21 protein-coding genes, 1 tRNA gene and 1 other RNA gene are annotated in these 26,663 nt (G+C 45.9%); 19 read left to right on the forward strand and 4 right to left on the reverse strand.

The window, feature by feature from the left end; genetic code table 11:
* Positions 1 to 70 precede the first annotated feature (70 nt).
* Positions 71 to 145: transfer RNA gene (locus EI981_RS01010), tRNA-Arg, on the reverse strand.
* Positions 146 to 392: 247 nt separating this feature from the next.
* On the opposite strand from EI981_RS01010, the gene EI981_RS30165 reads away from it, so the two are divergent.
* The 17 genes from EI981_RS30165 (at position 393) to EI981_RS01095 (ending at position 20,435) form a co-directional block, all read left to right on the forward strand.
* Positions 393 to 623 (forward strand): RHS repeat-associated core domain-containing protein, encoded by a 231-nt coding sequence (locus tag EI981_RS30165; protein ID WP_418789032.1) that lies wholly within the window; start codon positions 393 to 395, stop codon positions 621 to 623.
* A 218-nt stretch (positions 624 to 841) separates the two neighbouring features.
* Positions 842 to 1,861 (forward strand): LacI family DNA-binding transcriptional regulator, encoded by a 1,020-nt coding sequence (locus tag EI981_RS01020; protein WP_126994649.1) that lies wholly within the window; start codon positions 842 to 844, stop codon positions 1,859 to 1,861.
* A 105-nt stretch (positions 1,862 to 1,966) separates the two neighbouring features.
* Positions 1,967 to 2,926, forward strand: a complete 960-nt coding sequence (locus EI981_RS01025; protein WP_126994651.1) for an ABC transporter permease — start codon at positions 1,967 to 1,969, stop codon at positions 2,924 to 2,926.
* Between the two features lie 13 nt (positions 2,927 to 2,939).
* Complete coding sequence (locus tag EI981_RS01030; RefSeq protein ID WP_126994653.1) at positions 2,940 to 3,827, forward strand: carbohydrate ABC transporter permease; 888 nt, start codon at positions 2,940 to 2,942, stop codon at positions 3,825 to 3,827.
* A gap of 59 nt (positions 3,828 to 3,886) precedes the next feature.
* The gene (locus EI981_RS01035) at positions 3,887 to 5,530 is read left to right on the forward strand and encodes a type 2 periplasmic-binding domain-containing protein (RefSeq protein ID WP_126994655.1); all 1,644 of its coding nucleotides are present in this window, start codon (positions 3,887 to 3,889) and stop codon (positions 5,528 to 5,530) included.
* A gap of 107 nt (positions 5,531 to 5,637) precedes the next feature.
* Positions 5,638 to 6,981: a glycoside hydrolase family 30 protein gene (locus EI981_RS01040; protein WP_126994657.1), complete on the forward strand. Its 1,344-nt coding sequence runs from the start codon at positions 5,638 to 5,640 to the stop codon at positions 6,979 to 6,981.
* A gap of 310 nt (positions 6,982 to 7,291) precedes the next feature.
* A complete protein-coding gene (locus tag EI981_RS01045; RefSeq protein WP_126994659.1) occupies positions 7,292 to 8,347 on the forward strand; it encodes a sugar-binding transcriptional regulator in 1,056 nt (351 codons plus the stop codon).
* Positions 8,348 to 8,427: 80 nt separating this feature from the next.
* Positions 8,428 to 9,438 (forward strand): type I glyceraldehyde-3-phosphate dehydrogenase, encoded by a 1,011-nt coding sequence (gap, locus tag EI981_RS01050; RefSeq protein ID WP_126994661.1) that lies wholly within the window; start codon positions 8,428 to 8,430, stop codon positions 9,436 to 9,438.
* Positions 9,439 to 9,693: 255 nt separating this feature from the next.
* On the forward strand, positions 9,694 to 10,875 hold the full coding sequence (locus EI981_RS01055) for a phosphoglycerate kinase (RefSeq protein ID WP_126994663.1): 1,182 nt from the start codon (positions 9,694 to 9,696) through the stop codon (positions 10,873 to 10,875).
* Positions 10,876 to 10,913: 38 nt separating this feature from the next.
* Complete coding sequence (gene tpiA, locus EI981_RS01060) at positions 10,914 to 11,666, forward strand: triose-phosphate isomerase (RefSeq protein WP_126994665.1); 753 nt, start codon at positions 10,914 to 10,916, stop codon at positions 11,664 to 11,666.
* Position 11,667: 1 nt separating this feature from the next.
* Positions 11,668 to 13,215: a 2,3-bisphosphoglycerate-independent phosphoglycerate mutase gene (gene gpmI, locus EI981_RS01065; protein WP_126994667.1), complete on the forward strand. Its 1,548-nt coding sequence runs from the start codon at positions 11,668 to 11,670 to the stop codon at positions 13,213 to 13,215.
* Between the two features lie 81 nt (positions 13,216 to 13,296).
* Positions 13,297 to 14,586 (forward strand): phosphopyruvate hydratase, encoded by a 1,290-nt coding sequence (eno, locus tag EI981_RS01070; protein ID WP_126994669.1) that lies wholly within the window; start codon positions 13,297 to 13,299, stop codon positions 14,584 to 14,586.
* A 302-nt stretch (positions 14,587 to 14,888) separates the two neighbouring features.
* A complete protein-coding gene (secG, locus tag EI981_RS01075) occupies positions 14,889 to 15,122 on the forward strand; it encodes a preprotein translocase subunit SecG (RefSeq protein WP_126994671.1) in 234 nt (77 codons plus the stop codon).
* 225 nt (positions 15,123 to 15,347) lie between these two features.
* Entirely contained in the window at positions 15,348 to 18,179 is a 2,832-nt protein-coding gene (gene rnr / locus EI981_RS01080) for a ribonuclease R (protein ID WP_126994673.1), read from the forward strand.
* A gap of 610 nt (positions 18,180 to 18,789) precedes the next feature.
* On the forward strand, positions 18,790 to 19,269 hold the full coding sequence (gene smpB, locus EI981_RS01085) for an SsrA-binding protein SmpB (protein ID WP_126994675.1): 480 nt from the start codon (positions 18,790 to 18,792) through the stop codon (positions 19,267 to 19,269).
* 157 nt (positions 19,270 to 19,426) lie between these two features.
* Positions 19,427 to 19,791: a transfer-messenger RNA gene (gene ssrA / locus EI981_RS01090) on the forward strand.
* Positions 19,792 to 19,982: 191 nt separating this feature from the next.
* Positions 19,983 to 20,435 carry a hypothetical protein gene (locus tag EI981_RS01095; protein ID WP_227011638.1) on the forward strand — a complete coding sequence of 151 codons (453 nt, stop codon included), beginning with the start codon at positions 19,983 to 19,985 and terminating at the stop codon, positions 20,433 to 20,435.
* 148 nt (positions 20,436 to 20,583) lie between these two features.
* On the opposite strand, the gene EI981_RS01100 is transcribed toward EI981_RS01095, so the two are convergent.
* A complete protein-coding gene (locus EI981_RS01100; protein ID WP_126994679.1) occupies positions 20,584 to 21,405 on the reverse strand; it encodes an alpha/beta fold hydrolase in 822 nt (273 codons plus the stop codon).
* A gap of 27 nt (positions 21,406 to 21,432) precedes the next feature.
* The gene (locus EI981_RS01105) at positions 21,433 to 21,660 is read right to left on the reverse strand and encodes a ribbon-helix-helix domain-containing protein (RefSeq protein ID WP_127004227.1); all 228 of its coding nucleotides are present in this window, start codon (positions 21,658 to 21,660) and stop codon (positions 21,433 to 21,435) included.
* Positions 21,661 to 21,830: 170 nt separating this feature from the next.
* Between EI981_RS01105 and EI981_RS01110 the strand changes: the two genes are divergently transcribed.
* Entirely contained in the window at positions 21,831 to 22,442 is a 612-nt protein-coding gene (locus tag EI981_RS01110; RefSeq protein ID WP_126994681.1) for a DUF4352 domain-containing protein, read from the forward strand.
* A gap of 206 nt (positions 22,443 to 22,648) precedes the next feature.
* Here the strand turns inward: EI981_RS01110 and EI981_RS01115 are convergent, their stop codons facing one another.
* The gene (locus EI981_RS01115; protein WP_162616044.1) at positions 22,649 to 24,667 is read right to left on the reverse strand and encodes an LTA synthase family protein; all 2,019 of its coding nucleotides are present in this window, start codon (positions 24,665 to 24,667) and stop codon (positions 22,649 to 22,651) included.
* 299 nt (positions 24,668 to 24,966) lie between these two features.
* Between EI981_RS01115 and EI981_RS01120 the strand changes: the two genes are divergently transcribed.
* Positions 24,967 to 26,661, forward strand: coding sequence for a methyl-accepting chemotaxis protein (locus tag EI981_RS01120; RefSeq protein ID WP_126994685.1), 1,695 nt, complete (start codon positions 24,967 to 24,969; stop codon positions 26,659 to 26,661).
* Positions 26,662 to 26,663 lie beyond the last annotated feature (2 nt).

Genomic DNA, 26,663 nt, shown 5'->3' on the forward strand with positions numbered 1-26,663 from the left:
TTATCAAAAGTCAAAGATAGTCAAACTCAAGGTAATAAAAAAGCCCTTAACGGGTTTTGTATAAAAAATATGGCGCGCCCGCGAGGAATCGAACCTCGATCTCAGGCTCCGGAGGCCTACGTCATATCCATTGGACCACGGGCGCATGAATTTTGTGCAACAAAGATGATTATATGGCATCCGAGCATAAAATGCAAGAAAAATTCATCACTCAATAAATTTGACTATATGGAGCTGGGTTACTATTGTAGCCCTTTTTTAGAGTATCCAAATTTATCATATTGTTGTTAAATATTCAGGGTATGTAGTTTCTCCTGTGAAAAGACGATACATATCGTTATGATGAGTTCGGTGTTCTGGATAACAGTACTCCGCCAAGTAACCGACTAGCCATGAACTTCGGATATAGAGGCTATGTGAACGAAGGTAATGGTCTCTACTTCGCTCAAGCTCGTTATTACAACCCGGAGATCGGGTGGTTTGTGAGTGAGGATACGTATAAGGGGGATGTTTGGAGTCTGCAGAGTTTGAATTGGTATGTGTATGTGGAGAATAATCCTGTGAGGTATGTGGATCCTAGCGGGTATTTTCCTAATCCTTATATTGGAACTAGCAAAACATAATCTAGATGCATGTATTGAAAACGATTTAATAATTCCATAATATCAGAATACAATTAATAAACATATATCCCTGAATCTCTATATTGAATGGCAGAAAATAGAGGACTAGTGTACTAAAAATAAGATTTTTGAGATGCAAAATATAGCTATTGTCTTTGAAAGCGTTTTATGTTAATTTAAATCTATAAAAACGTTTTTGTTAAAAAGGACGATCACTAATGGCGAAAGTTACAATTAAAGATGTTGCTAGAGAGGCTGGGGTATCCATTTCCACAGTTTCCAATGCATTGAACGATGTGGATGTGCTGACTCCGGAGACGAAATCGCATGTACTCAAGGTAGCGAAGCGCATGAACTATGTGCCGAACTTAAATGGGAAGCTGCTGAAGTCAGGGAAGACGAAGATGCTAGGCTTCTTTACAACCAGCGTGTCGGGGCCGTATTTTTACATTTTGGTTGAGTCGATGGCCCGTGAATGTGAGCGTCTCGGTTATGGCTTGAACGTATTCGTTACCAAGGATAAGCAGGTCATTATGAGCAATATTCTTGGCCGGCGTGTCGATGGGGTAGTTATATACGAAGAGCTCAAAATTGATGAGAATGACATCGCTGCTATGGAGAAAGACAAGATTAAGGCGGTATTTCTGGATCGGGTCATTGAGAACGAGACGATGGGAAGCGTGATATTCGATTCCTATGTGGCTGGTTATGAGGCTGCTAAATATTTGATCAGTCTAGGACATAAGAAAATCGCTTATATATCAGGCGTTGATACGATGTATGACAGCGTACAGCGGCGAGAGGGTTATTTGGCTGCACTTCGGGACCATCAGCTGGAGACGGATGAAGATTACATTTTGCAGGGCTATTTCGAGGAAGAAGGCTCTTATAATGCGGTGAAATCATTCCTCCGTTCGCATCATGACAAAGTACCGGACGCATACCTAGCTGGGAACGACCTGAGCGCAATTGGATGTATCCGCGCCTTAAAGTCAGAGGGTTACAGAGTTCCGGAGGATGTAAGTGTCATGGGCTTTGACGATATTGAAATTGCTCAATATTTCTCGCCGCCGCTAACGACGGTAAGGAACCAGATTGCAAGGCAGGGGATGCTTGCCATCGATCACCTAGTACGATTGATTCAGAAGAAGGAGCAGGGCAAACTGCAGAAGCTATCTAGCGAGATTGTAGTGCGCGGTTCTTGTCAGGTAAAGATAAAGCGGGATGATCTTATATAGATAGACAAATATAGGGTCATTCCTATTTTTGCAGCGGTAAGGTAATTTTTTTGCAAAAATAAAAACGTTTTTATCTAATTCGCTATCAAGAAGGGGGAATCTTAAATGGAGAAATTAGCCGGAGTACCTGCTAAGAAGCCTATGGGACAAAGGATTAAGCAATTTTGTGTAGACTTCAAGAATCAATGGGAAATTCAATCGATGATTATCCCGGGCGTTATTTTTATGATTATTTTTTGTTACATACCTATTTACGGTCTAACGATCGCTTTCAAGAACTACACCGTCATCGATACACTGGATTCCGCGCCTTGGGTAGGCCTTGAGAATTTCAGAATCATTCTGTCGGATAGATATTTCTGGGATTCCGTGATCAATACGCTAGGCATCAGCTTCCTGAAGCTATTGATCGGCTTCATTATCCCCATCATATTGGCAATTATGATCTATGAACTGGGCATGGGGCGGTTCAAGAAGATGGTACAGACGATCTCGTATCTTCCGCACTTCCTGTCCTGGATCGTACTCGGCGGGATGTTGATTACCTGGCTCTCCACGTCGGGATTGTTCAACCAGATCTTAATCGGGCTTGGGGTGATCACTAACCCGCAAAATATTTTGCTCGATCCAGGTAAGTACTGGTGGATTGCTACATTGTCGGATATCTGGAAGGAAGCAGGCTGGGGTACGATTCTGTATTTGGCGATTATGGCTAAGATCGATCCGACCTATTATGAGGCAGCGAAAATCGATGGTGCGAGCCGTATGAGACAGATCTGGAACATTACACTGCCGAACATGAAGATGATTATAAGCTTGAACTTGATCCTGACTGTAAGCGGTTTATTGGGATCGAACCTCGATCAGACCCTCGTTCTGATGAACTCGCAGAACCGTGTCAGAGCAGAAGTTATCAATTCCTATGTGTATCGTATGGGGATGACGCAAGGCGACTTCTCATATGCAACTGCGGTTGGTTTAGGCGTCTCTATCGTCTCAGTCATTCTGCTTGTTACCGCAAACAAGGTGACAAGTAAATTAAACGACAACCAATCGGTTTTATAGAGGGGGCATTCTTGTGAATCGAAATACGCTTAAAAAAGACATCGATAGTCGAATATTTGACACTGTGAATGTAACGCTGCTCCTGATCTTTAGCATTATTATCATCGTTCCGCTATGGAATGTTATTGTATCTTCCTTCAGTTCAGGAAGGTCGCTCGCTGAGGGTGGATTCATCTTCTGGCCGAAGGAATTCTCGCTTGAGAACTATGAAGCCGTATTCAGGGATTCAAGCATCTGGCAATCCTTCTTCATATCTGTTGCCAAGACAGTTGTTGGGGTTGTCACCCACGTCTTCTTCTGTGCAATGATCGGTTACGGTCTTAGCAAACAGAAGGTTCGCGGCCGCAAGCTGTATGTGACGATGGGTGTCATTACGATGTTCTTCTCCGGCGGGATGATTCCAACATACCTGTTGATCAAATCGCTCGGCTTGCTGAACAGCTTCTGGGTATATATCATACCGGCATTATTCAGTTATTACGACGTAATTATCCTGATGAACTTCTTCCGCAACGTGCCAGATTCGTTAGAAGAATCGGCCAAGATCGACGGGGCAGGGGACTGGCGTGTATTCCTGAAAATATTCATCCCTCTGTCCATGCCAGCGATTGCGACGATTGCGCTGTTCAACGGGGTTGGTCAATGGAACGACTTCATGACAACGAAGCTGTATGTGACAGATAAGAGTCTTTATCCGCTGCAGATGAAGCTGTATGAAATTATCGTTCAGTCACAAACCCAGTCGATGCAGAATATCGGGGGTTCGGCGGTAATTGAGACGACGACCAAAGGGGTCCAACTAGCAACGATTGTCATTACGACATTGCCGATCGTTGTGATGTATCCAATATTACAGAAGTACTTCATCTCAGGCATGATGCTAGGGGCGGTCAAAGAGTAAGGATACTTCTGAATAGTCGCACAATCTTAAAGTTCTATCTATCAAAGGGAGGGTAAAACATGAAAGAGAGCAAGAAGAGCATTAGAAGAACGGGGATTAAGCTTGGTATTGCCTTGATGGCTGTAGCTTTAATTGTTAGCGGTTGCGGCGGCTCCAAGGGCGGCAGCAAGAAAGGCGAATTGGCTTCCATTGAAGACCGTTACACGCCAAGCGCGGATACGCCGGCATGGCAGTTGGATAAGAAAGAAGAGCCGACCGAGTTGACTTGGTATGTGAACGCAGACTGGTGGAACACGGAATTTGGTAAAGATGTCGTAACGAAGAAGATCCAGGAGGATCTGAACGTGAAAATCAAGTTCATTACTGGTGATGACACCAAGTTGAACACCTTCTTCGCCGGTGGTGAAATGCCGGATCTGATCACGACATTTGGTGCCAACTCTCCTGTCGTACAGAAGGCTGACACATGGGCATACTCCTTAAATGATCTGGCTGAGAAGTATGATCCCTATTTCAATAAAGTAGCGGCGCAGGATACGCTGAACTGGTTCAAGCTGAAGGACGGCAAGACCTATGGATATCCGGACTATTCTAATACGCAGGTTGACTATGATAGCGGGCAGATCCCGGCTAAGACAGCGTTCGTAATCCGTAAGGACGTATATGAAGCGCTGGGTAAACCAAGCATGGGAACACCAGAGGAATTTCAAAGTGTACTGAAGGATATTAAAGCGAAGTTCCCGAGCTTGGTTTCATTTGGCTTCAACTCCATCGGGGAAGGCACTGGATCTCTGGGTGACGTATTGCAGGACTTCATTGGCGTACCGCTCGAAGATAGCAATGGTGGCTTCTACAACCGTAACTTGGACGAAGACTATCAGACATGGTTGAAGACCCTGAACGCGGTTTATAGAGAGGGTAGCATTAGTGATGATAGCTTCGCTGATGACGGCCCAGCGTTCGAAGAGAAGGTTAAATCCGGTAAATATGCAACGATGCTTCTTGACGGAACACCGCAGCAAGGCGGCAACCTGCAGATCTTCCTGAGTGCTAATCAGGGCAAAGAATATATTGCGATTGATGGACCACAAAGTACAGTTGGCAACCAGCCAACATTGAACCAGTCTGGTATTACTGGCTGGATGGTTAACTTCATTACGAAGGATTGTAAGGACCCTGCCAAGGCGATTCAAATTTTCACCTACCTACTTAGTGACGAAGGCCAAATGCTGGTGAACTACGGAATCGAAGGTGAGACTTATAAATCGATCGGCGACGGCAAATATGAGTTGTTGCCTGAAGTGAAGGATCTGCAATTGAACAACCCGGACAAATTCAAGAAGGAATATCGCATGGGCGAGTTCATTTTCTTCGGTCATGACCGTTATAAAGCACTCAGCACAGACTCCTTCCCTGAATCGATTAAGCAGATGCAAGAGTGGGGCAAGGGTAAGCTAGTACCGCACTTCATATTGGAAAATATCGATCCGGATCAAGGCAGCCTTGAAGCACGTTCGCTTAGCGCCATCAACACGAAGTGGAATACAACGATGGTTAGCATGATTCGCTCGAAGGATGACAATGAATTCAACAACAATCTAGCATCCTATAAGTCCTTCCTGGATGAGAACAACTGGGATAAGGTCTTGAAGGTCCGTACGGAGAAAATGCAACAAAATAAAGAAAAATTGGGTATGAAATAATATTTTCAATCTATTGAGCGGGCCCTTCAAGCAGGGGCCTTCTTCATTCAAAACAGGTTTGGCATGGCTAGACATACAAGATCACAATAGAAGTGGAGGAAACATACATGCTGAAGCTAAGCATCTATCAGTCGAATGGTGAGAATGAACTGTTCGTCAGCAGAACCCCAGAGCAACTAAAGGCGATCTCGACAGAGCGCCCAGTAAGTACAGTAGCGATTGATGAGCAGAAGACCTATCAGGTCATGGACGGATTTGGGGCTTCTTTTACCGATTCAGCGGCTTATTTGATTCATCAAGTATTGGATGAGGAGCAAAGGGGCGAATTGATGAGTAGGCTGTTCGATTCCGACCAAGGTATTGGACTATCGGTTCTACGCAACCCGATGGGCGCGTCCGACTATGCTCGTGAGATATACAGCTATAATGATCTTCCGGAGAACGAGACAGATCTGGAACTGGAGCGATTCTCTATTTCCCATGACGAAGAGGATATCATTCCTCTGCTGCAAGAAGCTGTGAGGCTCAACCCTGAGATTAAGCTGATGGCTTCGCCATGGAGCGCTCCGGGCTGGATGAAGACAAGCGGCCATATGATCGGCGGGGAGCTTAAGAAGGAGTACTATCCAGTCTACGCCGAATATTTCGTGCGTTATATTAAGTCCTATGCTTCGCATGGTCTGCCGACTTATGCAGTAACGCCGCAAAATGAAGCCTTGTTCGTGCCTGGTCACTATCCTGGCATGCTGATGTTACCTGAGGCGCAGAGTGACTTTATTAAGAACCATCTGAAGCCTGGATTGGTCAGAAATCAGATCGATACGAAAATATTGTGCTACGACCATAACTGGGAACGCCCGGATTATCCCCTGACTGTACTAGAGCAAGCGCATGATGAAGTGGATGGCGTTGCCTGGCATTGGTATGGTGGCATTCCATCAGCACAGAGCGACGTTCATCAGGCTTACCCGACGAAGGAAGTTCATTTCACTGAAGGCTCTGGCGGCGAGTGGATTCCGGCCTTCGAACCCGCGTTCTCCAATGTGATGAGGACAGGTATTGAGATTCTGCGGAATCATAGTAAATCATTCGTGCTATGGAATATGGCTCTGGACGAGCATAATGGACCTACGGTTCCTGGCTTTGGACAGAGTACCTGCCGTGGGATCGTGCTGGTGAATCAGCAGACTCATGAACTGACCTACACGTTGGACTACTATGCATTGGCTCATTTCAGCAAGTTCGTTCGCCCTAAGGCGGTACGTATCGCTTCCAGCAGCTATGACAGCATTCGGTCGGTTGCATTTAAGAATACCGATGGATCCATTGCGGTTATTCTATTTAATGATAGTGAGCAGGAAGGCAACGTTGAGTTGAAACTGCAGGAAGAATCTGTATTAAGCTTCCAGATAGAAGCCAAAAGTGCGATGACGGTTTTCATCCAAAAATAAATAGTATGACTCTTCCTCATGAGGGCCTCTCTTATTGTGAATAGATGCACAAACTATTTGCGGATTAGAGGCTCCTTTTGCGCGTGAAACAGGCATTTGTGCAGTGTAGGGGTCTGATCTCCAGATCTCTATTATGAAGTGATATTCAATTGCATGTATAAGTGGTTATAGTATTGAGAAATATACGGACGTCAGGCTTGCAACTGGAATAAAAATTGGTTAAAATGACAGTGGGACTTAAAAAGTTAACCCGGGACATTTTAAGACCAGGAGAAGGAGAGAGAAGACGAAGCTTGCAGGAGTGGAAAGCATGCGTGAAATTTTAGAAATGCAAAGGCAGCTTCTTCCTGATCTCATGGAAATTCTCAAGAAAAGGTATACCATTCTTCACCAGATCATGTTGTCGGATGTGATCGGCCGCAGAACGCTAGCGGTCTCACTGAACATGACAGAGCGTGTGTTGCGGGCCGAGACGGATCTCCTGAAGGCTCAGGGCCTGATAGAAATCGAGAATATAGGCATGAGAATCAGTGATTCGGGCAGAAAACTACTGGAGGACTTAGAGCCAGTAGTGAAGGAAATCTTCGGTCTGGCCAATCTGGAGGAGATAATCCGCAACAATTACGGACTTCGTAAGGTTGTGGTGGTTGCCGGTGATAGCGAGGCTTCCCCGCTCGTTAAGCGCGAACTAGGGAAGGCTGGTGCCAAGGCTTTGCTCCATGCGATGCAAGGTGATGATGTTGTCGCTGTAACAGGCGGGACAACACTGGCAGAAGTTGCGGAGCAGCTTACTCCGCCAGCGAATATATCACTGAAGCAGAGCTGGTTCGTTCCAGCACGGGGCGGGCTTGGTGAAAGTCTGGAGATTCAAGCGAACACGATCGCCTCTGGCATGGCTAAGAGGGTCGGAGCTGGATACAGACTGCTGCATGTACCTGATCTTCTGGGAAAAGACGCATATGATTCATTGGTACATGATCCGAACATCCATGATATCGTGGATATGATCCGCCAGGCGCGGATTATCGTACACGGCATCGGGGATGCTATGCAGATGGCTCGGCGCCGCAAATTGGAGCAGCCGGTCATTGAAGAGCTGCAGAGAGATGGAGCCCTTGCTGAATCTTTTGGCTACTATTTCAATAAAGATGGCGTCGTCGTTCATAAGATGTTGACCCTCGGACTTCGTCTGGAGGACATCATGAAGGCCGATACGGTCGTGGGCATTGCCGGAGGCAAGGATAAGGCGAAGGCTATTCACGCCGTACTTAAGTTCGGGCACGAGGATATTCTCGTTGTGGACGAAGTAGCGGCAGTTGAGATTGTGAGAGAGATTGAGCGGCAGGGGACAATCGAAAGCGAATAAGCAGCATTACTATGGTTTACTCATGACAGGCTTACTTGCCTTGTCTTGATTAATAAAAAAGAACACTGGGAGGATCAATCATGAGTGTAAAAGTAGGTATTAATGGATTTGGACGTATTGGACGTTTGGCTTTCCGTCGTATTCAAAATGTTGAAGGCATCGAAGTAGTAGCAATCAATGACCTGACAGACGCTAAAATGTTGGCTCATTTGTTGAAATATGATACTACGCAAGGCAAATTTGACGGCGAAGTTGAAGTTCATGACGGCTTCTTCAAAGTTAATGGTAAAGAAGTTAAGGTTCTTGCTAACCGCAACCCTGAAGAATTGCCTTGGGGCGAGCTTGGCGTAGACATCGTTCTTGAGTGCACAGGCTTCTTCACAACGAAAGAAAAAGCTGAACTTCACCTTAAAGGCGGCGCTAAAAAAGTCGTTATCTCCGCTCCAGCTACTGGCGACATGAAGACTGTTGTATACAACGTTAACCATGAAATCCTTGATGGCTCCGAAACTGTTATCTCCGGTGCTTCTTGCACAACGAACTGCTTGGCTCCTATGGCTAAAGTACTTCAAGACAAATTCGGCATCGTAGAAGGCTTGATGACTACGATCCACGCATATACTGGCGACCAAAACACTTTGGATGCTCCTCATGCGAAAGGCGACTTCCGTCGTGCTCGCGCAGCTGCTGAGAACATCATCCCTAACACAACTGGTGCTGCAAAAGCAATCGGTCTGGTTATCCCAGAATTGCAAGGTAAATTGGATGGCGCGGCTCAACGCGTTCCAGTTGCAACTGGTTCCTTGACTGAGTTGGTTACCGTTCTTGAGAAGAACGTAACTGTTGACGAGATCAACGCTGCAATGAAGGCAGCTAGTGACCCAGAAACTTATGGATATACTGAAGATGAAATCGTATCTTCCGACATCAAGGGTATGACTTTCGGTTCCCTGTTCGATGCTACGCAAACTAAAGTATTGACTGTTGGCGACAAACAACTTGTTAAAACTGTAGCTTGGTACGACAACGAAATGTCCTACACTGCTCAATTGGTTCGTTCCCTGGAATACTTCGCAAAGAAAGTAAAGTAATTCCTGTTTATTGAAATATCACATACCAAAGAGGAGCGACCTGTTATAAGGACTCCTCTTTGGTTCATGGATTGATTATAAATTATTATGAAAATCTAAGTTTTTAGATGGACATTCACACACACATATAAATTAGATAGAGAGCAATACCGCTTAGGAGAGAAATCGAAGTCATATTTGAATTTGTGAGGGACCGGCCATTTCATAACTTTATGAGGAGCGGCACCGCGCATATTTAATAGGAGGAACGTGGAGATGAACAAGAAAAGCGTACGTGATGTGGAAGTAACCGGCAAACGCGTATTTGTGCGTGTAGATTTTAACGTGCCTATGCAAGATGGCCAGATTACAGATGATACTCGTATTCGTGAGACTTTGCCAACGGTTAAGTACTTGATCGAGAATGGTGCGAAAGTAATTCTTGCTAGCCACCTTGGCCGTCCAAAGGGTCAAGTGAACGAATCCATGCGTCTGACTGCTCCAGCTCAGCGCTTGTCCGAATTGCTCGGCAAAGAAGTTGCTAAGGCTAACGAAGCTGTAGGCGACGCAGTTAAAGCAAAAGTAGCAGCTATGAACAACGGCGACGTATTGGTGCTTGAGAATGTTCGTTTCTACCCAGGTGAAGAGAAGAATGATCCTGAACTGGCTAAGCAATTCGCAGAACTGGCTGATTTGTTCGTGAACGATGCGTTCGGCGCGGCTCACCGTGCACATGCTTCGACAGAAGGTATCGCTCATTTCTTGCCTGCAGTATCTGGCCTTTTGATGGAGAAAGAATTGTCCGTTCTTGGCAAAGCATTGTCTAACCCAGATCGTCCTTTCACCGCAATTATTGGTGGATCCAAAGTTAAGGATAAGATCGACGTAATCGACAACTTGCTTAACATCGCTGACAACGTATTGATCGGCGGCGGTCTGACTTACACCTTCTTCAAGGCACAAGGCCATGAAATCGGCAAATCTCTGCTGGATGACACGAAGCTGGACGCTGCACTTGGTTTCATTGAGAAAGCGAAGAAGCTCGGCAAGAACTTCTATCTTCCAGTGGACTGTATCGCAGCTGATGATTTCAGTGCTGACGCTAATTTTAAAGCTGTAGATATCGATAGCATTCCTGCTGATTGGGAAGGCGTGGATATCGGGCCGAAGACACGTGAAATTTACGCTGACGTAATCAAGAACTCCAAATTGGTTGTATGGAACGGACCAATGGGCGTATTTGAAATCGACAACTTCGCGAACGGAACAAAAGAAGTTGCTGAAGCTTGCGCAACAACTGAAGGCTACACGATTATCGGTGGCGGTGATTCCGCAGCAGCAGCCGAGAAATTCCATTTGGCCGATAAAATGAACCACATCTCCACTGGCGGTGGCGCTTCCCTGGAATTTATGGAAGGTAAGGCGCTTCCAGGCGTAGTGGCTCTGAACGATAAATAAGCTGATCTAAACTATGTAACATAAAGGAGTTGAGCCGCATGAGAACACCGATTATTGCAGGGAACTGGAAGATGTTCAAGACTGTTCCTGAAGCAAAAGCATTCTTCGAAGCGGTAAAAGGTAAAGCGGAGGTAGACGGCGTGGAGAGCGTAATTTGCGCTCCATTTACGAACCTTCCGGCTTTGGTGGAAGCAGCCAAAGGAACGTCGATCAAGATCGGCGCTCAGAACCTGCATTTCGAAGATGAAGGTGCATTCACCGGAGAAATTAGCGGAGGAATGCTGAAAGAGCTGGGCGTAGACTATGTCATTATCGGACACTCCGAGCGCCGCGCTTATTTTGCAGAAACCGATGAGATTGTTAATAAGAAAGTACATGCTGCATTCAAGCATGGCTTGACACCAATCCCTTGCGTAGGCGAGAAGCTGGAAGAGCGTGAAGCTGGCAAGACGAAGGATGTAGTTAAGGGTCAAACCGAGGCTGCCCTGAAAGGATTGACTGCTGAACAAGCTGCTGAAGTCGTTATCGCTTATGAGCCAATCTGGGCGATCGGCACTGGCAAATCTTCTACTTCTGAAGATGCCAACGAAGTTATCTCTTACATCCGCAGCCTAGTACAAGGCTTGTACAATGATGAGGTAGCTGGCAAGATCCGTATCCAATACGGCGGAAGTGTGAAACCTGAGAACGTGAAGGAATATATGGGCCAAAGCGATATCGATGGCGCGCTTGTTGGCGGTGCCAGCCTGCAGCCGGCTTCTTATATTCAATTGGTTGAGGGGGCAAAGTAAGATGACGACTCCAAAACCGGTAGCATTAATCATCATGGACGGCTTCGGGCTTCGTAAGGAAGTAGAAGGCAACGCGGTTGCTCAAGCGAATAAGCCTAACTATGACCGTTATTTGAAGCAATATCCGAATACTACCCTGACCGCTAGCGGTGAAGCGGTAGGGCTTCCAGAAGGCCAAATGGGTAACTCCGAAGTAGGTCACCTTAACATCGGCGCCGGCCGGATCGTATATCAAGACTTGACCCGGATCTCGAAGTCGATTCGCGAAGGTGAATTCTTTGAGAACGAAACCTTAGTAAATGCGATACGCAGTGCCAAGAACAAAGGCAAGAAGCTTCATCTATATGGCCTTCTGTCTGATGGCGGCGTGCACAGCCATATTAACCATATGCTGGCGATGCTCGACCTGGCTAAGAAAGAAGATATGCATGAAGTCTATATTCATGCCTTCCTCGATGGCCGTGATGTAGCTCCAGACAGTTCGAAGAGATATCTGGAGATTCTGATCAACAAGATCAATGAAATCGGCGTTGGCAAGATCGCCACGGTTCAAGGTCGTTACTATGCGATGGACCGTGACAAGCGTTGGGAACGTGTAGAGAAATCCTACCGTGCTATCGTATATGGCGAAGGACCGAAATACACCGATCCGATAAAAGCGGTTACGGAATCTTACGAGAAATCCGTATTTGACGAATTCGTTATGCCGACTGTCATCGCAGACGAGAATGATCAACCTGTTGGTTTGGTTGAATCGGAAGATTCCGTAATCTTCCTGAACTTCCGTCCTGACCGTGCAATTCAATTGTCCAACGCATTTACGAACGAAGATTTCCGCGGCTTCGACCGTGGGCCAAAATGTCCGAAGAATCTTCACTTCGTATGCTTGACGCTCTTCTCGGAGACGGTAAATGGATATGTTGCCTATTCTCCTAAGAATCTGGATAACACATTCGGTGAAGTGCTTGTACAGAACGGTAAAAATCAGCTTCGCATCGCTGAAACTGAGAAGTACCCACACGTTACATTCTTCTTCAGCGGCGGACGCGATGTTGAACTTCCAGGCGAGACTCGCGTACTAATCAATTCGCCGAAGGTGGCAACTTATGACCTTCAGCCGGAGATGAGTGCCTATGAAGTGGCCGAGGCTTGTGTGAAGGAAATCGAGAAGGATGTGCACGACGCAATCATTCTCAACTTCGCTAACCCGGACATGGTAGGTCACTCCGGTATGCTGGAACCAACTATCAAGGCGGTTGAAGTAACCGACGAATGCGTAGGCAAAGTCGTTGATGCTGTAACAGCCAAAGGTGGCGCAGTAATTATCATCGCTGACCACGGCAACGCAGACATGGAATTCGACGAGAATGGACGTCCGCATACAGCTCATACTACCAACCCTGTACCATTTATCGTTACTGACGAGAACGTGGTGCTTCGTGAAGGCGGTATTCTGGCTGACGTGGCTCCAACCTTGCTTGACCTGATGGGACTTCCTCAACCGGAAGAAATGACGGGTCAATCGATGATTGCTAGCCGTAAAGCATAAATATTAGGGTCTTATTGCAAGATACCTAAATATATAACCAAATCAAATCAATATAAATCACCCAACAAAGGAGATATTTCAATGACGATTATTTCTGACGTATACGCTCGCGAAGTCCTTGACTCCCGCGGTAACCCAACTGTAGAAGTTGAAGTTTATCTTGAATCCGGTGCGATCGGCCGCGCTATCGTTCCATCCGGTGCTTCCACTGGTGCCCATGAAGCTGTTGAGCTTCGTGACGACGACAAATCCCGTTACCTTGGTAAAGGTGTTCTCAAAGCTGTAGAAAATGTAAATGAACATATCGCTCCAGAGGTTATCGGTATGGATGCTCTTGATCAATTGGGTATCGATAAATTGATGATCACTTTGGACGGAACGCCTAACAAAGGTAAATTCGGCGCTAACGCAATCCTGGCTGTATCGATGGCAGTAGCTCGCGCAGCAGCAGACGCTTTGGATCTTCCTTTGTACGTGTACCTTGGCGGATTCAACGCAAAACAATTGCCAGTTCCAATGATGAACATCGTTAACGGTGGCGCTCATGCCGACAACAACGTTGACGTTCAAGAATTTATGGTCTTGCCTGTAGGTGCTCCTACTTTCAAGGAAGCTCTTCGTACTGGCGCAGAAATCTTCCACAACCTGAAATCCGTATTGAAGGCTAAAGGTCTGAATACGGCTGTTGGTGACGAAGGCGGATTTGCTCCTAACTTCACTTCCAACGAAGACGCATTGTCCTCTATCATGGAAGCTATCGAAAAAGCGGGTTACAAACCAGGTGTTGACGTATTCCTGGGTATGGACGTAGCTTCGACTGAATTCTTCAAAGATGGCAAATACCATCTTGAAGGCGAAGGCAAATCCTACACTTCTGCAGAATTCGTTGACCTGCTTGCTTCTTGGGTTGATAAATACCCAATCATCACAATCGAAGACGGATGCTCCGAGGACGATTGGGAAGGTTGGAAGCTTCTTACTGAGAAGCTCGGCAACAAGATCCAACTCGTTGGTGATGACTTGTTCGTAACGAACACTGAGCGTCTTGAAAAAGGCATCAACGAAGGAATCGGTAACTCCATCTTGATCAAGGTTAACCAAATCGGTACGTTGACTGAAACCTTCGATGCTATCGAAATGGCTAAACGTGCTGGTTACACAGCTGTTATCTCCCACCGTTCCGGCGAATCCGAAGACAGCACAATCGCTGACATCGCGGTTGCTACGAACGCTGGCCAAATCAAGACGGGTGCTCCTTCCCGTACTGACCGTATTGCGAAGTACAACCAATTGCTTCGTATCGAAGACCAATTGGGCGAGCTTGCTCAATACAACGGCTTGAAATCCTTCTACAACTTGAAGCGTTCTTAAGATATAGAGGATTCCACCTAAATGCTGCTTACTTTCAATGCACCAAGTCAGTCAACAAGATGAACGGAGCAGCTTCATAAATATGTCAGTCACCTAAGAATCTTGCAACATTACTAGCTAGTTCGAACATCATAGTCAGTCAATAAGGAAGGACCTATCCGAGACGTCGGGAGGTCCTTTCCTGTATTTCGGTTGTTATTCTCTGGGTATTGTGCTACAATAATAATGCTGTTTTTATATCTAAATTTAAGTTGGTAAGGAAATATAATTTCCGCGAGTTCTGACTTAGGAGGTGGATTTGGATGAATGTCTTTTTAGAGGTACTGCTCGTTATTTTCTCTGTAGGTCTGATTGTAATTGTATTGCTGCAGGAAGGGAAGAGCGCAGGTCTCGCCGGCGCCATCTCCGGGGGTGCAGAACATCTCTTCGGTAAGAAGAAGGCACGCGGTATGGAACTGGTGCTTGAACGGACCACAGTAGTGTTGGCCGCGGGTTTCTTCATTATGGCGATCGTCGTAGCTATATTCGCGAAGTAGCCTGTTACTTAACAAATGTAATGAAGGGTTGTCCTTATCGTTAAGATATTAGGGACAACCCTTTTTTGTTGTATACAAGTCTTGGGTTGTTCGCTAAAAAGGGATGCGGAAATGGCATTTCGTGTATACTAGAGTAGAGAAAACTATTGGAAATTATATTCAGGCAATGATGGAACATTCAAATACATACCGGTAAATTGGACAGCCGGCCTGAGGTGGGAATTTATGATAACGGAAACAGAACTGCTCGCGTTCATGCGCGAACAGGCATATAAACCGATGACGTATCAAGAATTGGAGCAGTATTTTCAAATATCTGATGCTGCGGAGTTCAAAGAATTTCTGAAGCTGTTGAATCGGTTAGAGCAAGATGGGAAAATTGTATTAACAAGAAGCCATCGTTACGGGGTTCCCGAACGGATGAATCTGGTTAGAGGGCGTTTGCAGGCGCATGCCAAAGGCTTTGCATTTCTAATTCCAGAGGACCGCGAGCATCCGGATGTATATATTCATGCTAATGATCTGAAAAGTGCAATGAATGGCGATACGGTATTAGTGCGCATTAATTCCAAGAGCGTAGCCGGAGGCAAACTGGAGGGCGAAGTCATCCGCATTGTGACACGGGCGGTCGTCCAGGTGGTCGGCGTCTTTCAGAGCTTTGAGACGTATGGCTTTGTGTTGCCGGACGATAAACGGATTAATCGCGATATTTTTATTCCGAAGGAATCCTTTGCCGGGGCGGTCGATGGCGAGAAGGTCGTCGTCCGTATCGTGAATTATCCAGAGGGAAGATCGGCTGCGGAGGGCGAGATTATTGAGATTCTTGGGCATAAGGATGACCCGGGAGTTGATATTCTGTCCATTATTCGCAAGCATCAATTGCCTGAGGCATTCCCGGATGAGGTAATGGCGGAAGCGACGGATGCGCCAGATGAGATTGCTGAGGAAGAGATCGCGAAGCAGAGGCGGCGTGATTTACGTAACAAAGTGATCGTTACGATCGACGGTGAGGACGCCAAGGACCTGGATGATGCGGTCAATGTGGAGCTGCTGCCTAACGGTCATTACAAGCTTGGCGTGCATATTGCCGATGTAGGCTACTATGTCAGAGAAGGCTCCAAGCTGGATCATGAGGCTTATAATCGCGGCTGTAGCGTCTACTTGGTCGATCGGGTAATCCCTATGCTGCCGCACCGGCTGTCAAATGGGATATGCTCCCTGAATCCGAAGGTGGACCGCTTCACGCTGTCCTGCGAGATGGAGTTCGATGAGAAGCTTCACGTCGTGAAGCATGATGTTTTTACAAGTGTGATCCGTACAACGGAGCGTATGACTTATACCAATGTCCGTAAAATATTGCTCGAAGAAGATCCAGAGGTTACTGAGCGTTACAGCGATCTGGTCGATATGTTTAAGACGATGCGCGAACTGGCGATGAAGCTGCGTTCGAAACGGATGAAGCGCGGGGCGGTCGATTTTGATTTTGAAGAATCAAAGGTGCTCGTGGATGAGAACGGCAAAGTAACCGATATCGTTAAACGGGAGCGTTCGATTGCTGAACAGATCATCGAGGAATTCATGCTGGCAGCGAATGAGACGGTGGCGGAGCATTTCCACTGGCTGAAGGTGCCGTTCATCTACCGAATTCATGAAGATCCGGATCAGGAGAAGTTGATGAACTTTATGGCCTTCGCTGCTAACTTTGGCCATGCCGTGAAGGGCGGGAAGGGCAATAAGGTGCATCCGCGCGCTCTACAGAAGCTGCTTGAGGACATCCAAGGCACGAAGGAGCAGACGGTAATCAGCACGATGATGCTGCGGTCGATGAAGCAGGCGAAGTATGATGCAGAGAGCACGGGGCATTTCGGACTGGCTGCGGAGTTCTATACGCACTTCACCTCGCCGATCCGCCGTTACCCTGACCTTGTGATTCATCGGATTATTCGAGAGGTAATAGAACATAACGGCGTGCTGCCTGCAGATCGGCAGGAGTATCTGAACAGCCGGATGCAGGAGATTGCACAGCAATCTTCCGAGCGCGAGCGCGTCGCTGTCGAGGCGGAACGGGATACGGAACAGCTTAAGAAGGCCGAGTATATGCTCGATAAGGTCGGGGAAGTATTCCCTGGCATGATCAGCAGTGTAACGAGCTTCGGGATGTTCATCGAGCTTGAGAATACAGTAGAAGGTCTGATTCACATCAGTACGATGACGGATGATTACTATCATTTCCATGAGCAGCATATGGCGTTGATCGGGGAGCGGACTTCGCGAATCTTCCGGATCGGCGATGAGGTCGAGATCCGAGTGGCGCGTGTGAATATGGACGAGCATACGATTGATTTTGAGCTCGTCGATATGAAGCCGCGGAAACGGGAGGGCTCCTTCGGCGGCGAAGGCGGTGGACGCGACGAGCGTGGCGGTGGCGGCTTCCGAGCAGGCAAACGGCGTGGCGGCAGAGCTAGCGATGGTGAGGGCAACGGTGCCGGTGCTCGCGCTGGAGCTGGGGGTAAGTCCAGTGGCAAGCCAGGAAAGGTCGGCAAGGCCGGAGACAAGACCCGAGGCAAGTCTGGCGGAAAGAGTGGTAAAGTAGGCAAGACAGATAAGTCGGTCAAAGGTAAAAATGGTAAGTTGGGTAAGGGCCCGGCAACAACTAGTGCGGATCAGGCTAGTGCCGGCGAGAATTGGATAGATAGTATACCTATTGATAATGGAACGTACAAGGCAAAACGTGGCAAGCGCAAGGGTTCCGCGGGCGACGGCTCAGGCGATTCGTCGGCGGTGAGCTTTGGCTTCGGCTCCGGCAAGGGCGGCTATGCCGCCGGGTCGGTTGCCGTCAGTCGCGATGGCGGTGGTGGCTATCGCACCGGCGAGAAGCGCTCGCGGCGGCCTGAGCGTGCGAGCGAGGAGAACATCGTCGGCGGAGGGGTTGCCGCCGATGAGGCTACGACAGCGTCACCGCGTAAGGGACGTGGCGGCAAGAGCAGCGGCAGCGGCCGCAAAGCCCAGTCTGGTGGCAATAGCACCGCTGCTTTTGTACGCAAGAAGAGAAAGTAAGCCTGGGTTTTATCGAGGATAGAATGCAGAGTTAATACGTGTAGTCGGGAAAAAACGTGTTGGAAGGGCGGGTGGAGCCAGGTGCTGCATCCGCTCTTTTTCTTTTTAGTTCCTTGTTAAGTCGGATTGTTGAAAAGACCTTTGATTTCATTCGTGGCGTCCTCCGTATGAGAACTTTTTATCTAAATGTCTTTTGAAAGGTGGACACTCAGCTGGAGTAGAGTTAAGTGTAGACAGGTAATGGAGATGAAAGGACACTTTTTGGATTTGTCCGTGTGGAAGAGACGAAGTGGGGAGAAGATGTATCATCAGGAAAAAACTTTTCACAACATGATGAGGATCTCATTGAATTCGCCCATTCTGATATACATTGATATATCAAATTGTTATATCTGTATTCGTGTTATATCGTATATATATTTGTGTATTATATAATGAATGATTACACGACATACCATAATTTTTGTTGTTAGCTGATCTAAGGAGTTTCATGGCTTTTTTGGTGATAGCTGTGGAACAGGCGGATTCTTGATTTTAGACCGTAGAGTTGGTACAATTAATCTCTAGCGTACTTGATCAAATCGGCTGAACGACGAGGAGGAGAATGGACATGGGTAAGAAAAATGATGGCAAGGTTTTAGCGCAGAATAAAAAAGCTTCCCATGACTACTTCATCGAAGAAACCTTTGAGGCAGGTATGGTGCTGACGGGCACGGAGATTAAATCTGTTCGCAATGCCCGGGTGAATATTAATGATGCTTTTGCAACGATTCGTAATGGTGAGATTCATATTCATAACATGCATATTAGTCCTTTTGAGCAAGGGAATCGGCACAATCCAACGGATCCGACCCGGGCTCGCAAGCTGCTGATGCATAAGGCACAGATTAACAAGCTCCTCGGTCTCTCCAAGCAAGAAGGCTACTCGATTGTTCCGCTGAAGATTTATGTTCGCAACGGATACGCGAAGCTGCTGATCGGGCTTGGTAAAGGGAAGAAGCAATACGACAAGCGTGAGGCGGCCGCCAAGCGGGATGCACAGCGCGATATTCAGCGTATTTTGCGCGAGAAGCAGAAAGTGGCAAGATAGACACTCAGGTCATTGGATAGGCTATATATTGCCTGTTCTTCCTTCAAGTCCATAATCAATGCGGACTCGAAGTGTGTTATACTAAGTGATGTAAGAAAGTAATGATTTATGGATGCACCTTTGCCGGATACTCTTGAGATCCAGCCTTTTATAATACGGGGGCGTTTTTGGATTCGACGGGGGTAGTTCGAGCATGGGTAGCGGGTAGTGGGGACGCGTCCGCTTCATCAACGCTAAAGCCAATTAAACGGCAAACAACAAAACAACTTCGCATTAGCAGCTTAATAACCTGTTAGCGAGCTCCTCCTCTGCATCGCCCATGTGCCGAGACAGGGGCCCAACTTTAGTGGGATACGCTGTCACATCTCCGCCTGGGGTGTGCTGAAGAAGACAATCAGGCTGACCTTAGCGATAGCCGGTTACGGGGCGCTTGCTAAGGTGACATCAAAACCGTGACTACACCCGTAGACACCTATGTGGCGTTGCCTTCGGACAGGGGTTCGACTCCCCTCGCCTCCATTGTTAAAACCCAGTCCCAATAAGGGCTGGGTTTTTATTATGCCTGAAATTGTAGACACGAGACTTTGGTGATCTCAATTTTTGTAATTCTTGTAGACGAGTTGAACAAAAGATTCCTGATTTATGGTATTAATAAGTATATTACAACTTTTGTAAAAAAAATTTGAAAGGATAAAGTTATGAGCAATTTAATAATGAAACATTGGTCTGCTGAACAACGTGAGTTGCCTGGAATGAATTGCATTGCTTTTCCAAATGGAAAAATAATCATTTTAAATGTCGCGACATATTACAATCCTAACAACAATGAACGCAAGGTTTACTGTTCTCCCCAGTGTGATACGACTATTGAAAGTATCGAAAAATATGACGCCGAATGCTGGACAATGGTTGATGCATGGACGAATATTGACTATCAAGGCGGTAAAATCTATGGCGGGGATGGGCAAATGGGAAATGAAGGCTTCATTGCTTGCACAGATGCAAATGACAATTTGGTTTGGGGTATCTTTTTTGATGAGACAAATCCTATAAAAAAATTAAGTATCAAAGATAAAACATTAATTGCTATTAATGAACATGAAGATATGAGGATTCAAATCAATTTGGACACCCTTGTAGATATTAAGATGACATATCTTAGGTAACTCACTTAGATGGAGACAGGGGTTCGATTCCCCTCGCCTCCATCGATACTATCAGAAAAAGCACCGTGTCAGGTGCTCTGTTTGTGTCTTCATTTCTGAATAGCTTGGTACCTGAAATATCCAATTAATCCGTTTATATCGCTACACGTTAAAGTTCTATGCTGTCAGAGCTTCTATTTGAAAGGAAATCAAGAACTAATTGATTGAATTCATGCGGCTCCTCGATAAATGGGAGGTGGCCACAGTCCTGCATCATGATTTTGGATGATAGCTTTATGCTGTTATGCAAGTTTTCGGCTGTCTTTATGTTAAATGGATGATCTTGGTCAGAAGTGATTATAAGGGTCGGAATGTTAATCTCTCGTAATCGGCTGATGGCGTAGGGTTTAACAGTGGTAGAGAGGTTTGGAGAGAAACGACAGAAGTTGCTAGTTTTCCTAACATTATTGAGAACTTTTTTTCGAGCTTCTTCTTTTCTTTTGGAAGGAAAGAAGTATTGCCAGAAACGATTCGTGATGAATGATTCGATAGCTTTCTTATGTCCTTTCAGACGAACATTGAAAAAATTTTTTATTCCTTGCCACGTCATGTTCATAGGATAAGGATTGCCGTTTATAGAGGGCGAGGCCAGAATAAGGGCCTGAACTAGATGGGGGTATGTGAGAGTAAAGTCTATAGCAACGCCTCCACCCAAGGATGAACCAATTAGAGTAACATTATGCAACCTTAGGGATTCAATTAGTGCTTTTAGATCATCGACATTAGCAAATGAAGAGTTTGGTGTGCTGGAAAGACCATATCCCCGTAAATCATAGCGGATTATTTTATAATGTTTGGAAAAAGTGTCAACCTGTTCGTTCCAAATTTGATGATCATTGAAGTTTCCATGAATCAGAAAAATCGGATCACCTTTTCCTGAAACTGTATAAAAAAGTCGCCCATCGTCTAAGTTTAAATAGTCCTGAATCATAGAATTGAACCTCCTTCACCTACCAATTTACAAGAGATCGGCATTATGAAGGTTGTCTTCTATAATAGATCTCAGCACTTCGGAAATGGAATAATCACCTTTGTGGCAGTAGCGGTCGATTTCTTCCCAATATTCCTGCGGCAAGGTTAATGATATTTTTCGAGTTGTACCTATTGGCTTGCGGCCTGCCCCTTTGCGGCTACCTCCCCTGTTACCAGTCAGACAACCCGTATCTTTGTTATTTATTAACTCCATCATGTCATCACCCATCAATATAGTTCCATATAATTATTTCACAGTCAATTAATGCTACCTTAATCAAACTCTTTGCCTATTAGAGAGAAAGGCAAAACATTGAAAAAATGAAACTTAAGAACCAAGAAACTCGTAATATGTTGTAATATGTAGAAAAGGGGGAGAAAGTTTTGAGAAAGACTAGTTTAGGAATTTTACTTTTGGCATTGTTATTACTGGTTACTGCATGTGGAGGTGCTGCCTCTACATCAACAGGAACGCAGAATGCTAATACTTCTGTAAAGGATCAAGGCCCTGCAGAGAACGCAAATAATGAGCAATCAGGTGACGTTGATACAGCAGAAGAGACTAAGGAGCCTGAAGAGCCGAAAGAGGTTGTTTACAAAGTAGGGGACAAGTTCAATTTAGGCAATTGGGAAGTTGTGCTGGACTCCTTTGAATTCAATCAAAAAGTCAGTGATACATACTTTTCTTCTAGTGCGGACGAGGGCAATAAGTTTCTAATTTTAAATTACACAGTTACCAATGAAGGAACGGAAGCAGACAACTTTACGTCAATGATTGGCGGAGTCGAAATGAAGGCGATATTTAAGGACAAATATGAGTATAAATATACGGTCACGATGATAGACCAAGACCTTAGCAAAGAAAGTGTTAAGCCACTATCTTCAAAAACCGGATTTGTTGTAATGGAAGTTCCTGACGAAGTAGCTAAATCAGAAGATGCTTTGATTCTAAAGCTGGCAAAAGATAAGGACAATGCCACTATTAATTTAAGATAGCTGGAGTTGCTACTAGTATGAAAGAAACCGCAAGCGTAAGGGATTTCTCCCCAGGGCTTGCGGTTTTTTTGCTATTTTATTGGATTGTCCGGGAGGCCTGCACATAAGGGAATTAGCCATAAAATCACAAAAAGATGACGGACTTTGTTCAAAACCTCAAGACGTTATCAACAAAGCCGGTGTAAAGCTCCGGTGGTATTCAGTGCTCAACCGCCAACGTTGTTCTCAGATTTGAACTTCTTCAGCAAATTACCAAAGATAAGATCATCGGACAGTTTGTATAATTGCTGGGCCCGATTGTACAGATTCGAACAGGCTGTCGCATCAGCTGGGGTGGAGTCGCTCATGCGGTAGCATTTGCCGCCCTCCAGAGTTCCTTTACCCCCGTCTGCGAACCAATATTCGCCGTCTGTTGCCGAACCGTCGCGGAACGGCACGAACCGCTCGCCTCCAGCAAGCAGATTTTTCCCTGTCATGTAAGGCTGTTCGACATCGATGCCAAGCAAATGCAGCACCGTCGGCGCGACGTCGGTCATGCCGCCAACTTCGGAGCGAACTTCGGCCATTTGCCCGCCGGGCAGATGAATGATCAATGGCACGCTTTTTTTCAACTGCTCGAATTCAAGCGAATCGTAATTGCCCACCGCGAATTCCGGAAGCTCGCTATCGTTCTTCACCAAGCCGCTATCATGGTCGCCGTAGATCACCAGTACCGTATTGTCCCACAGACCTTTATCTTTCAGGTCTTTAACTAATTCACCGATCGCTTGGTCCATATAATGAATCGTGTGGATATAATCCATAAATAGAGGATCGCTGTAAGAAGGCATTGTTATTGTTTTGTGCTTCTCAGGCAAATAGAACGGATGGTGGCTGGTTAACGTGACGGCAAATCCAAAGAACGGCTTGTTTACCGATGAATCCAAAAACCCTACAGTCTGCTTCAAGAATCCGATATCGTTAAGCCCCCAGCCGATCCTCTCTTTCTTTTCGTCATATACGAAATCGCTTGCGCTGTAAAAACGGTTGTACCCGATATTCCGGTACATCACATTCCGGTTCCAGAAGCCGGCGCGGAACGCATGGAATGCAGCGGTATCGTAACCGTTCCGTTTCAGGATCGAAGGCAACGCATCGTAATCATTCTTCGGAAACCGGACATAGACTGAACCGGCAGCCAGCGGCTGCAGCGATGTTTTCACGGTAAACTCGGCATCGGATGTCCGGCCTTGTGCGGTCTGATGATAAAAATGATCGAAATAAAGACTCTCCTTGACCAACTCGTTCAAGTTCGGCGTAATGACCTGCCCGTCTATACTTTGGTTAATGACGAAATTCTGCAGCGCTTCAACCTGCACGATAAGGACGTTCTTCCCTTCAGCTATGCCGCGGTAAGACGTCTCGGCTCTGATGGCAGCGTCGTGCTCCCGGAACCACTGCTTGTACATGTTGTAATCGTTGGCGTTTACGGAGTAACTCTGAAACAAGCCCTCGACAGAACGGTACGTATCGAATGCGTGAAATCCGATTAGTCCGGTACGCTTGTAGATGGTTTCAGCCGATACAGCTTTTTTGAAAAAATCAGAGCCGCCGTACTTGTCCAGGATATGGAGCGGATACCACGCGGTTACAGCGCCAAGCGCTGCAACAATAACGAACATGGAGCTCTTGGTGATTACGTTCCTGGCGGACAGCTTGGGCTTAGTGCGGCCCAAACGGCGGAAAATGATCACGCCGAGCGTCAAAGTAACTACGGCCTCGGCCAGAAAGATCAAATCCGTGCTTCGAAACAGTGCTTTGATGCTGCTGTTCACATCCCCAAGCTGACCGATCTGGGTAAAGACAACGATTGACAGCAGATCTTCGAAGTAACGGAAATACATCAGATCAGCAAGTACAATCAGCAGGATGACCGTATTCATGATCGTGAGCGCTAGAATCCGCGCTCTCCGGCGAAGAAGCAGTGTCCAGGAGGCCAATAAAATACCGGTGCCAAGACTGATCATGCCGATATCGAGGACAAGCGGTCCTTTCGGCCCGCCGGCAAACAGAAATTTGAGCAACGCCTTGGCAAAGCCAACAACGCCTTCTCTGAAAAGAACGGAATCGGTATATTTGGCGAAAAGATACATATTTAACATGAAAAAGAACAGAAACAAAACCAAGTCGAGACTGTAGACAATAGATTTGCCTACCGTTACTACGGATCGTCGCAAAGAAGACACCCAGTGTCCCACCTCTCTAGTGAATACTGAAAGCTCTATTCTACTTGATAGAATCGGGGGGATCAACTTAAGTTTCATGTCAAGGCGGCCCACTTCTTTGATCAGTATCTAATTATTGCCCCTTCTCAGTTACTGCCACATAGATGTCCAATATACACACACGTACTTGCTACGAAAGTTGTAAATAGGATTAAAATACACATCTTTAGAAATGGATATAAAGGCCTATTTTTTGTCGAATAAAGTCGACCGATAAAGTCTAATAAGGGCTTTTTCATAATAAAGGAGTGGGGCTTAGAATGAAGATTTCTACCTGGCTTAAAGCGATGAGTGGAGTGTTTATTTTTCTGACGGTCCTGAACGGAATTAGTGTGTATAGTCTTCAAAAGAGCGTAGCGCAGGAACGCACTACTGTAAAAAGGCAAGCAGAATTCAAGCAATTAGGAATCGATTTAGCCAACTCCTCGGACTATTTGACTAACGAAGTAAGGGCTTTCGTGCAGTTCGGAGATAAAGTCCACTATGACAACTACTGGAAGGAAGTAAATGAGACCAAAACGAGAGAGCATGTAGTGGAGAGATTAACTGCATTGGGCGCGCCTAAAGAAGAGCTGGATCTTATTTCACAGTCAAAAGAAATTTCGGATGCCCTTGTCAAGACAGAATATGATGCAATGAAAGCTGTAGAGGACAAAGATTTTACCAAAGCCAGGGAACTCATGTTTAACAGCAATTACGATACAACTAAAAAGACCATTATGAAGCCGCTTGAGCAGTTTCAACAAAAGATGAATACTAGAGCGGAAAATGAGGCAAACGCTGCAAAGCAAAAAGCAAGCCAGATGCTTACGGTAACAGTTCTAGTGCTTATAATTACATTTGGAGCATTACTTGCAATATTTATTATTATTTTTGTAAAGTTGAAACCGCTTAAGTTAGTCAATAAAAAGATCACCGAAATTGCTCAGAGCGGGGGTGATCTTACTGGACGACTGGATTACTCCGGCAAGGATGAAATTGGAGAAATATCGAAATCCTTAAATGCTATGTTGGAAACCCTGCAATCCATTATTATAGATGTCCGTAATGCCTCCCGTAGTGTAATGAGTTCATCGAGTAAATTGGTCGAAAATACGAAAGAAACTGCAAGTGCGACAGAGGAAATTACGAGACAGGGTGTAGGTATTGAGCAAGGGGCGACAACATCAGTACAAAGCACACTGGATGCTTCACATGCAATCAATGAAATGTCTGTAGGTGTGCAGCGTATTGCCGGATCCGCGGAGGATCTTGCTAATGTCGCAACTGAGACGGAGAAAGAGGCGGCAAGCGGCGTGAACTTTATACAGGAAGTTAGCAAGCAGATGGCTCAAATTAGCGATTCTGTAAGTTCAACAGTAGACATCGTATCCAATTTGAAAGATCGCTCATCTCATATTGAGAAAATTGTTAGTGCCATCACGGAAATATCGAATCAAACGAATTTGCTTGCGTTAAATGCTTCCATTGAAGCGGCAAGAGCAGGCGAACATGGAAGAGGCTTTTCTGTAGTGGCCAGCGAAATTAGGAAATTGGCGGAGCACTCCTCTGCTTCGACAGGGCAAATATTCGGATTGCTGCAAGATATTACGAAAGACTCTCAAGAAACTGAACGAGCGATGCAGGAAGTGACGAGTGAAGTATTGAATGGGCAGAAGAAGATGGAAGAAGCAATTGAATCATTTGAAAATATTTTGAAATCCACTCAGAAAGTGGCTTGGCAAGTTCAGGAGGTTTCCGCTATTAGCGAAGAAATGGCGGCAGGCTCAGAAGAAATTGCAGCATCTGTTACTGAAATGGCAACTATAGCTGAAGAATCGCTTACAGGAGTGAAAGCGGTGAACGATATGACTGCAAAGCAAAGCTCCTTAGTTCAGGAGGTTGCTTCACTTACGGACTTGCTTAGCAAAGATTCGCAAAGCTTGGAAGCTCTCGTTATGAAATTTAAAGTGTAAAA

It is taken from the genome of Paenibacillus lutimineralis (assembly GCF_003991425.1).
Taxonomy (GTDB): domain Bacteria; phylum Bacillota; class Bacilli; order Paenibacillales; family Paenibacillaceae; genus Fontibacillus; species Fontibacillus lutimineralis.

What these genes read in the sequence shown, in the direction of transcription:
- EI981_RS01100 (WP_126994679.1), bottom strand. Translation starts at nt 21,405, where the DNA reads ATGATTCAGGACTATTTAAACTTAGACGATGGGCGACTTTTTTATACA.
- tpiA (WP_126994665.1), top strand. Translation starts at nt 10,914, where the DNA reads ATGAGAACACCGATTATTGCAGGGAACTGGAAGATGTTCAAGACTGTT.
- EI981_RS01025 (WP_126994651.1), top strand. Translation starts at nt 1,967, where the DNA reads ATGGAGAAATTAGCCGGAGTACCTGCTAAGAAGCCTATGGGACAAAGG.
- rnr (WP_126994673.1), top strand. Translation starts at nt 15,348, where the DNA reads ATGATAACGGAAACAGAACTGCTCGCGTTCATGCGCGAACAGGCATAT.
- gpmI (WP_126994667.1), top strand. Translation starts at nt 11,668, where the DNA reads ATGACGACTCCAAAACCGGTAGCATTAATCATCATGGACGGCTTCGGG.
- EI981_RS30165 (WP_418789032.1), top strand. Translation starts at nt 393, where the DNA reads ATGAACTTCGGATATAGAGGCTATGTGAACGAAGGTAATGGTCTCTAC.
- smpB (WP_126994675.1), top strand. Translation starts at nt 18,790, where the DNA reads ATGGGTAAGAAAAATGATGGCAAGGTTTTAGCGCAGAATAAAAAAGCT.
- EI981_RS01045 (WP_126994659.1), top strand. Translation starts at nt 7,292, where the DNA reads ATGCGTGAAATTTTAGAAATGCAAAGGCAGCTTCTTCCTGATCTCATG.
- EI981_RS01020 (WP_126994649.1), top strand. Translation starts at nt 842, where the DNA reads ATGGCGAAAGTTACAATTAAAGATGTTGCTAGAGAGGCTGGGGTATCC.
- EI981_RS01105 (WP_127004227.1), bottom strand. Translation starts at nt 21,660, where the DNA reads ATGGAGTTAATAAATAACAAAGATACGGGTTGTCTGACTGGTAACAGG.
- EI981_RS01040 (WP_126994657.1), top strand. Translation starts at nt 5,638, where the DNA reads ATGCTGAAGCTAAGCATCTATCAGTCGAATGGTGAGAATGAACTGTTC.
- EI981_RS01095 (WP_227011638.1), top strand. Translation starts at nt 19,983, where the DNA reads ATGAAACATTGGTCTGCTGAACAACGTGAGTTGCCTGGAATGAATTGC.
- eno (WP_126994669.1), top strand. Translation starts at nt 13,297, where the DNA reads ATGACGATTATTTCTGACGTATACGCTCGCGAAGTCCTTGACTCCCGC.
- gap (WP_126994661.1), top strand. Translation starts at nt 8,428, where the DNA reads ATGAGTGTAAAAGTAGGTATTAATGGATTTGGACGTATTGGACGTTTG.
- EI981_RS01035 (WP_126994655.1), top strand. Translation starts at nt 3,887, where the DNA reads ATGAAAGAGAGCAAGAAGAGCATTAGAAGAACGGGGATTAAGCTTGGT.
- EI981_RS01055 (WP_126994663.1), top strand. Translation starts at nt 9,694, where the DNA reads ATGAACAAGAAAAGCGTACGTGATGTGGAAGTAACCGGCAAACGCGTA.
- EI981_RS01120 (WP_126994685.1), top strand. Translation starts at nt 24,967, where the DNA reads ATGAAGATTTCTACCTGGCTTAAAGCGATGAGTGGAGTGTTTATTTTT.
- secG (WP_126994671.1), top strand. Translation starts at nt 14,889, where the DNA reads ATGAATGTCTTTTTAGAGGTACTGCTCGTTATTTTCTCTGTAGGTCTG.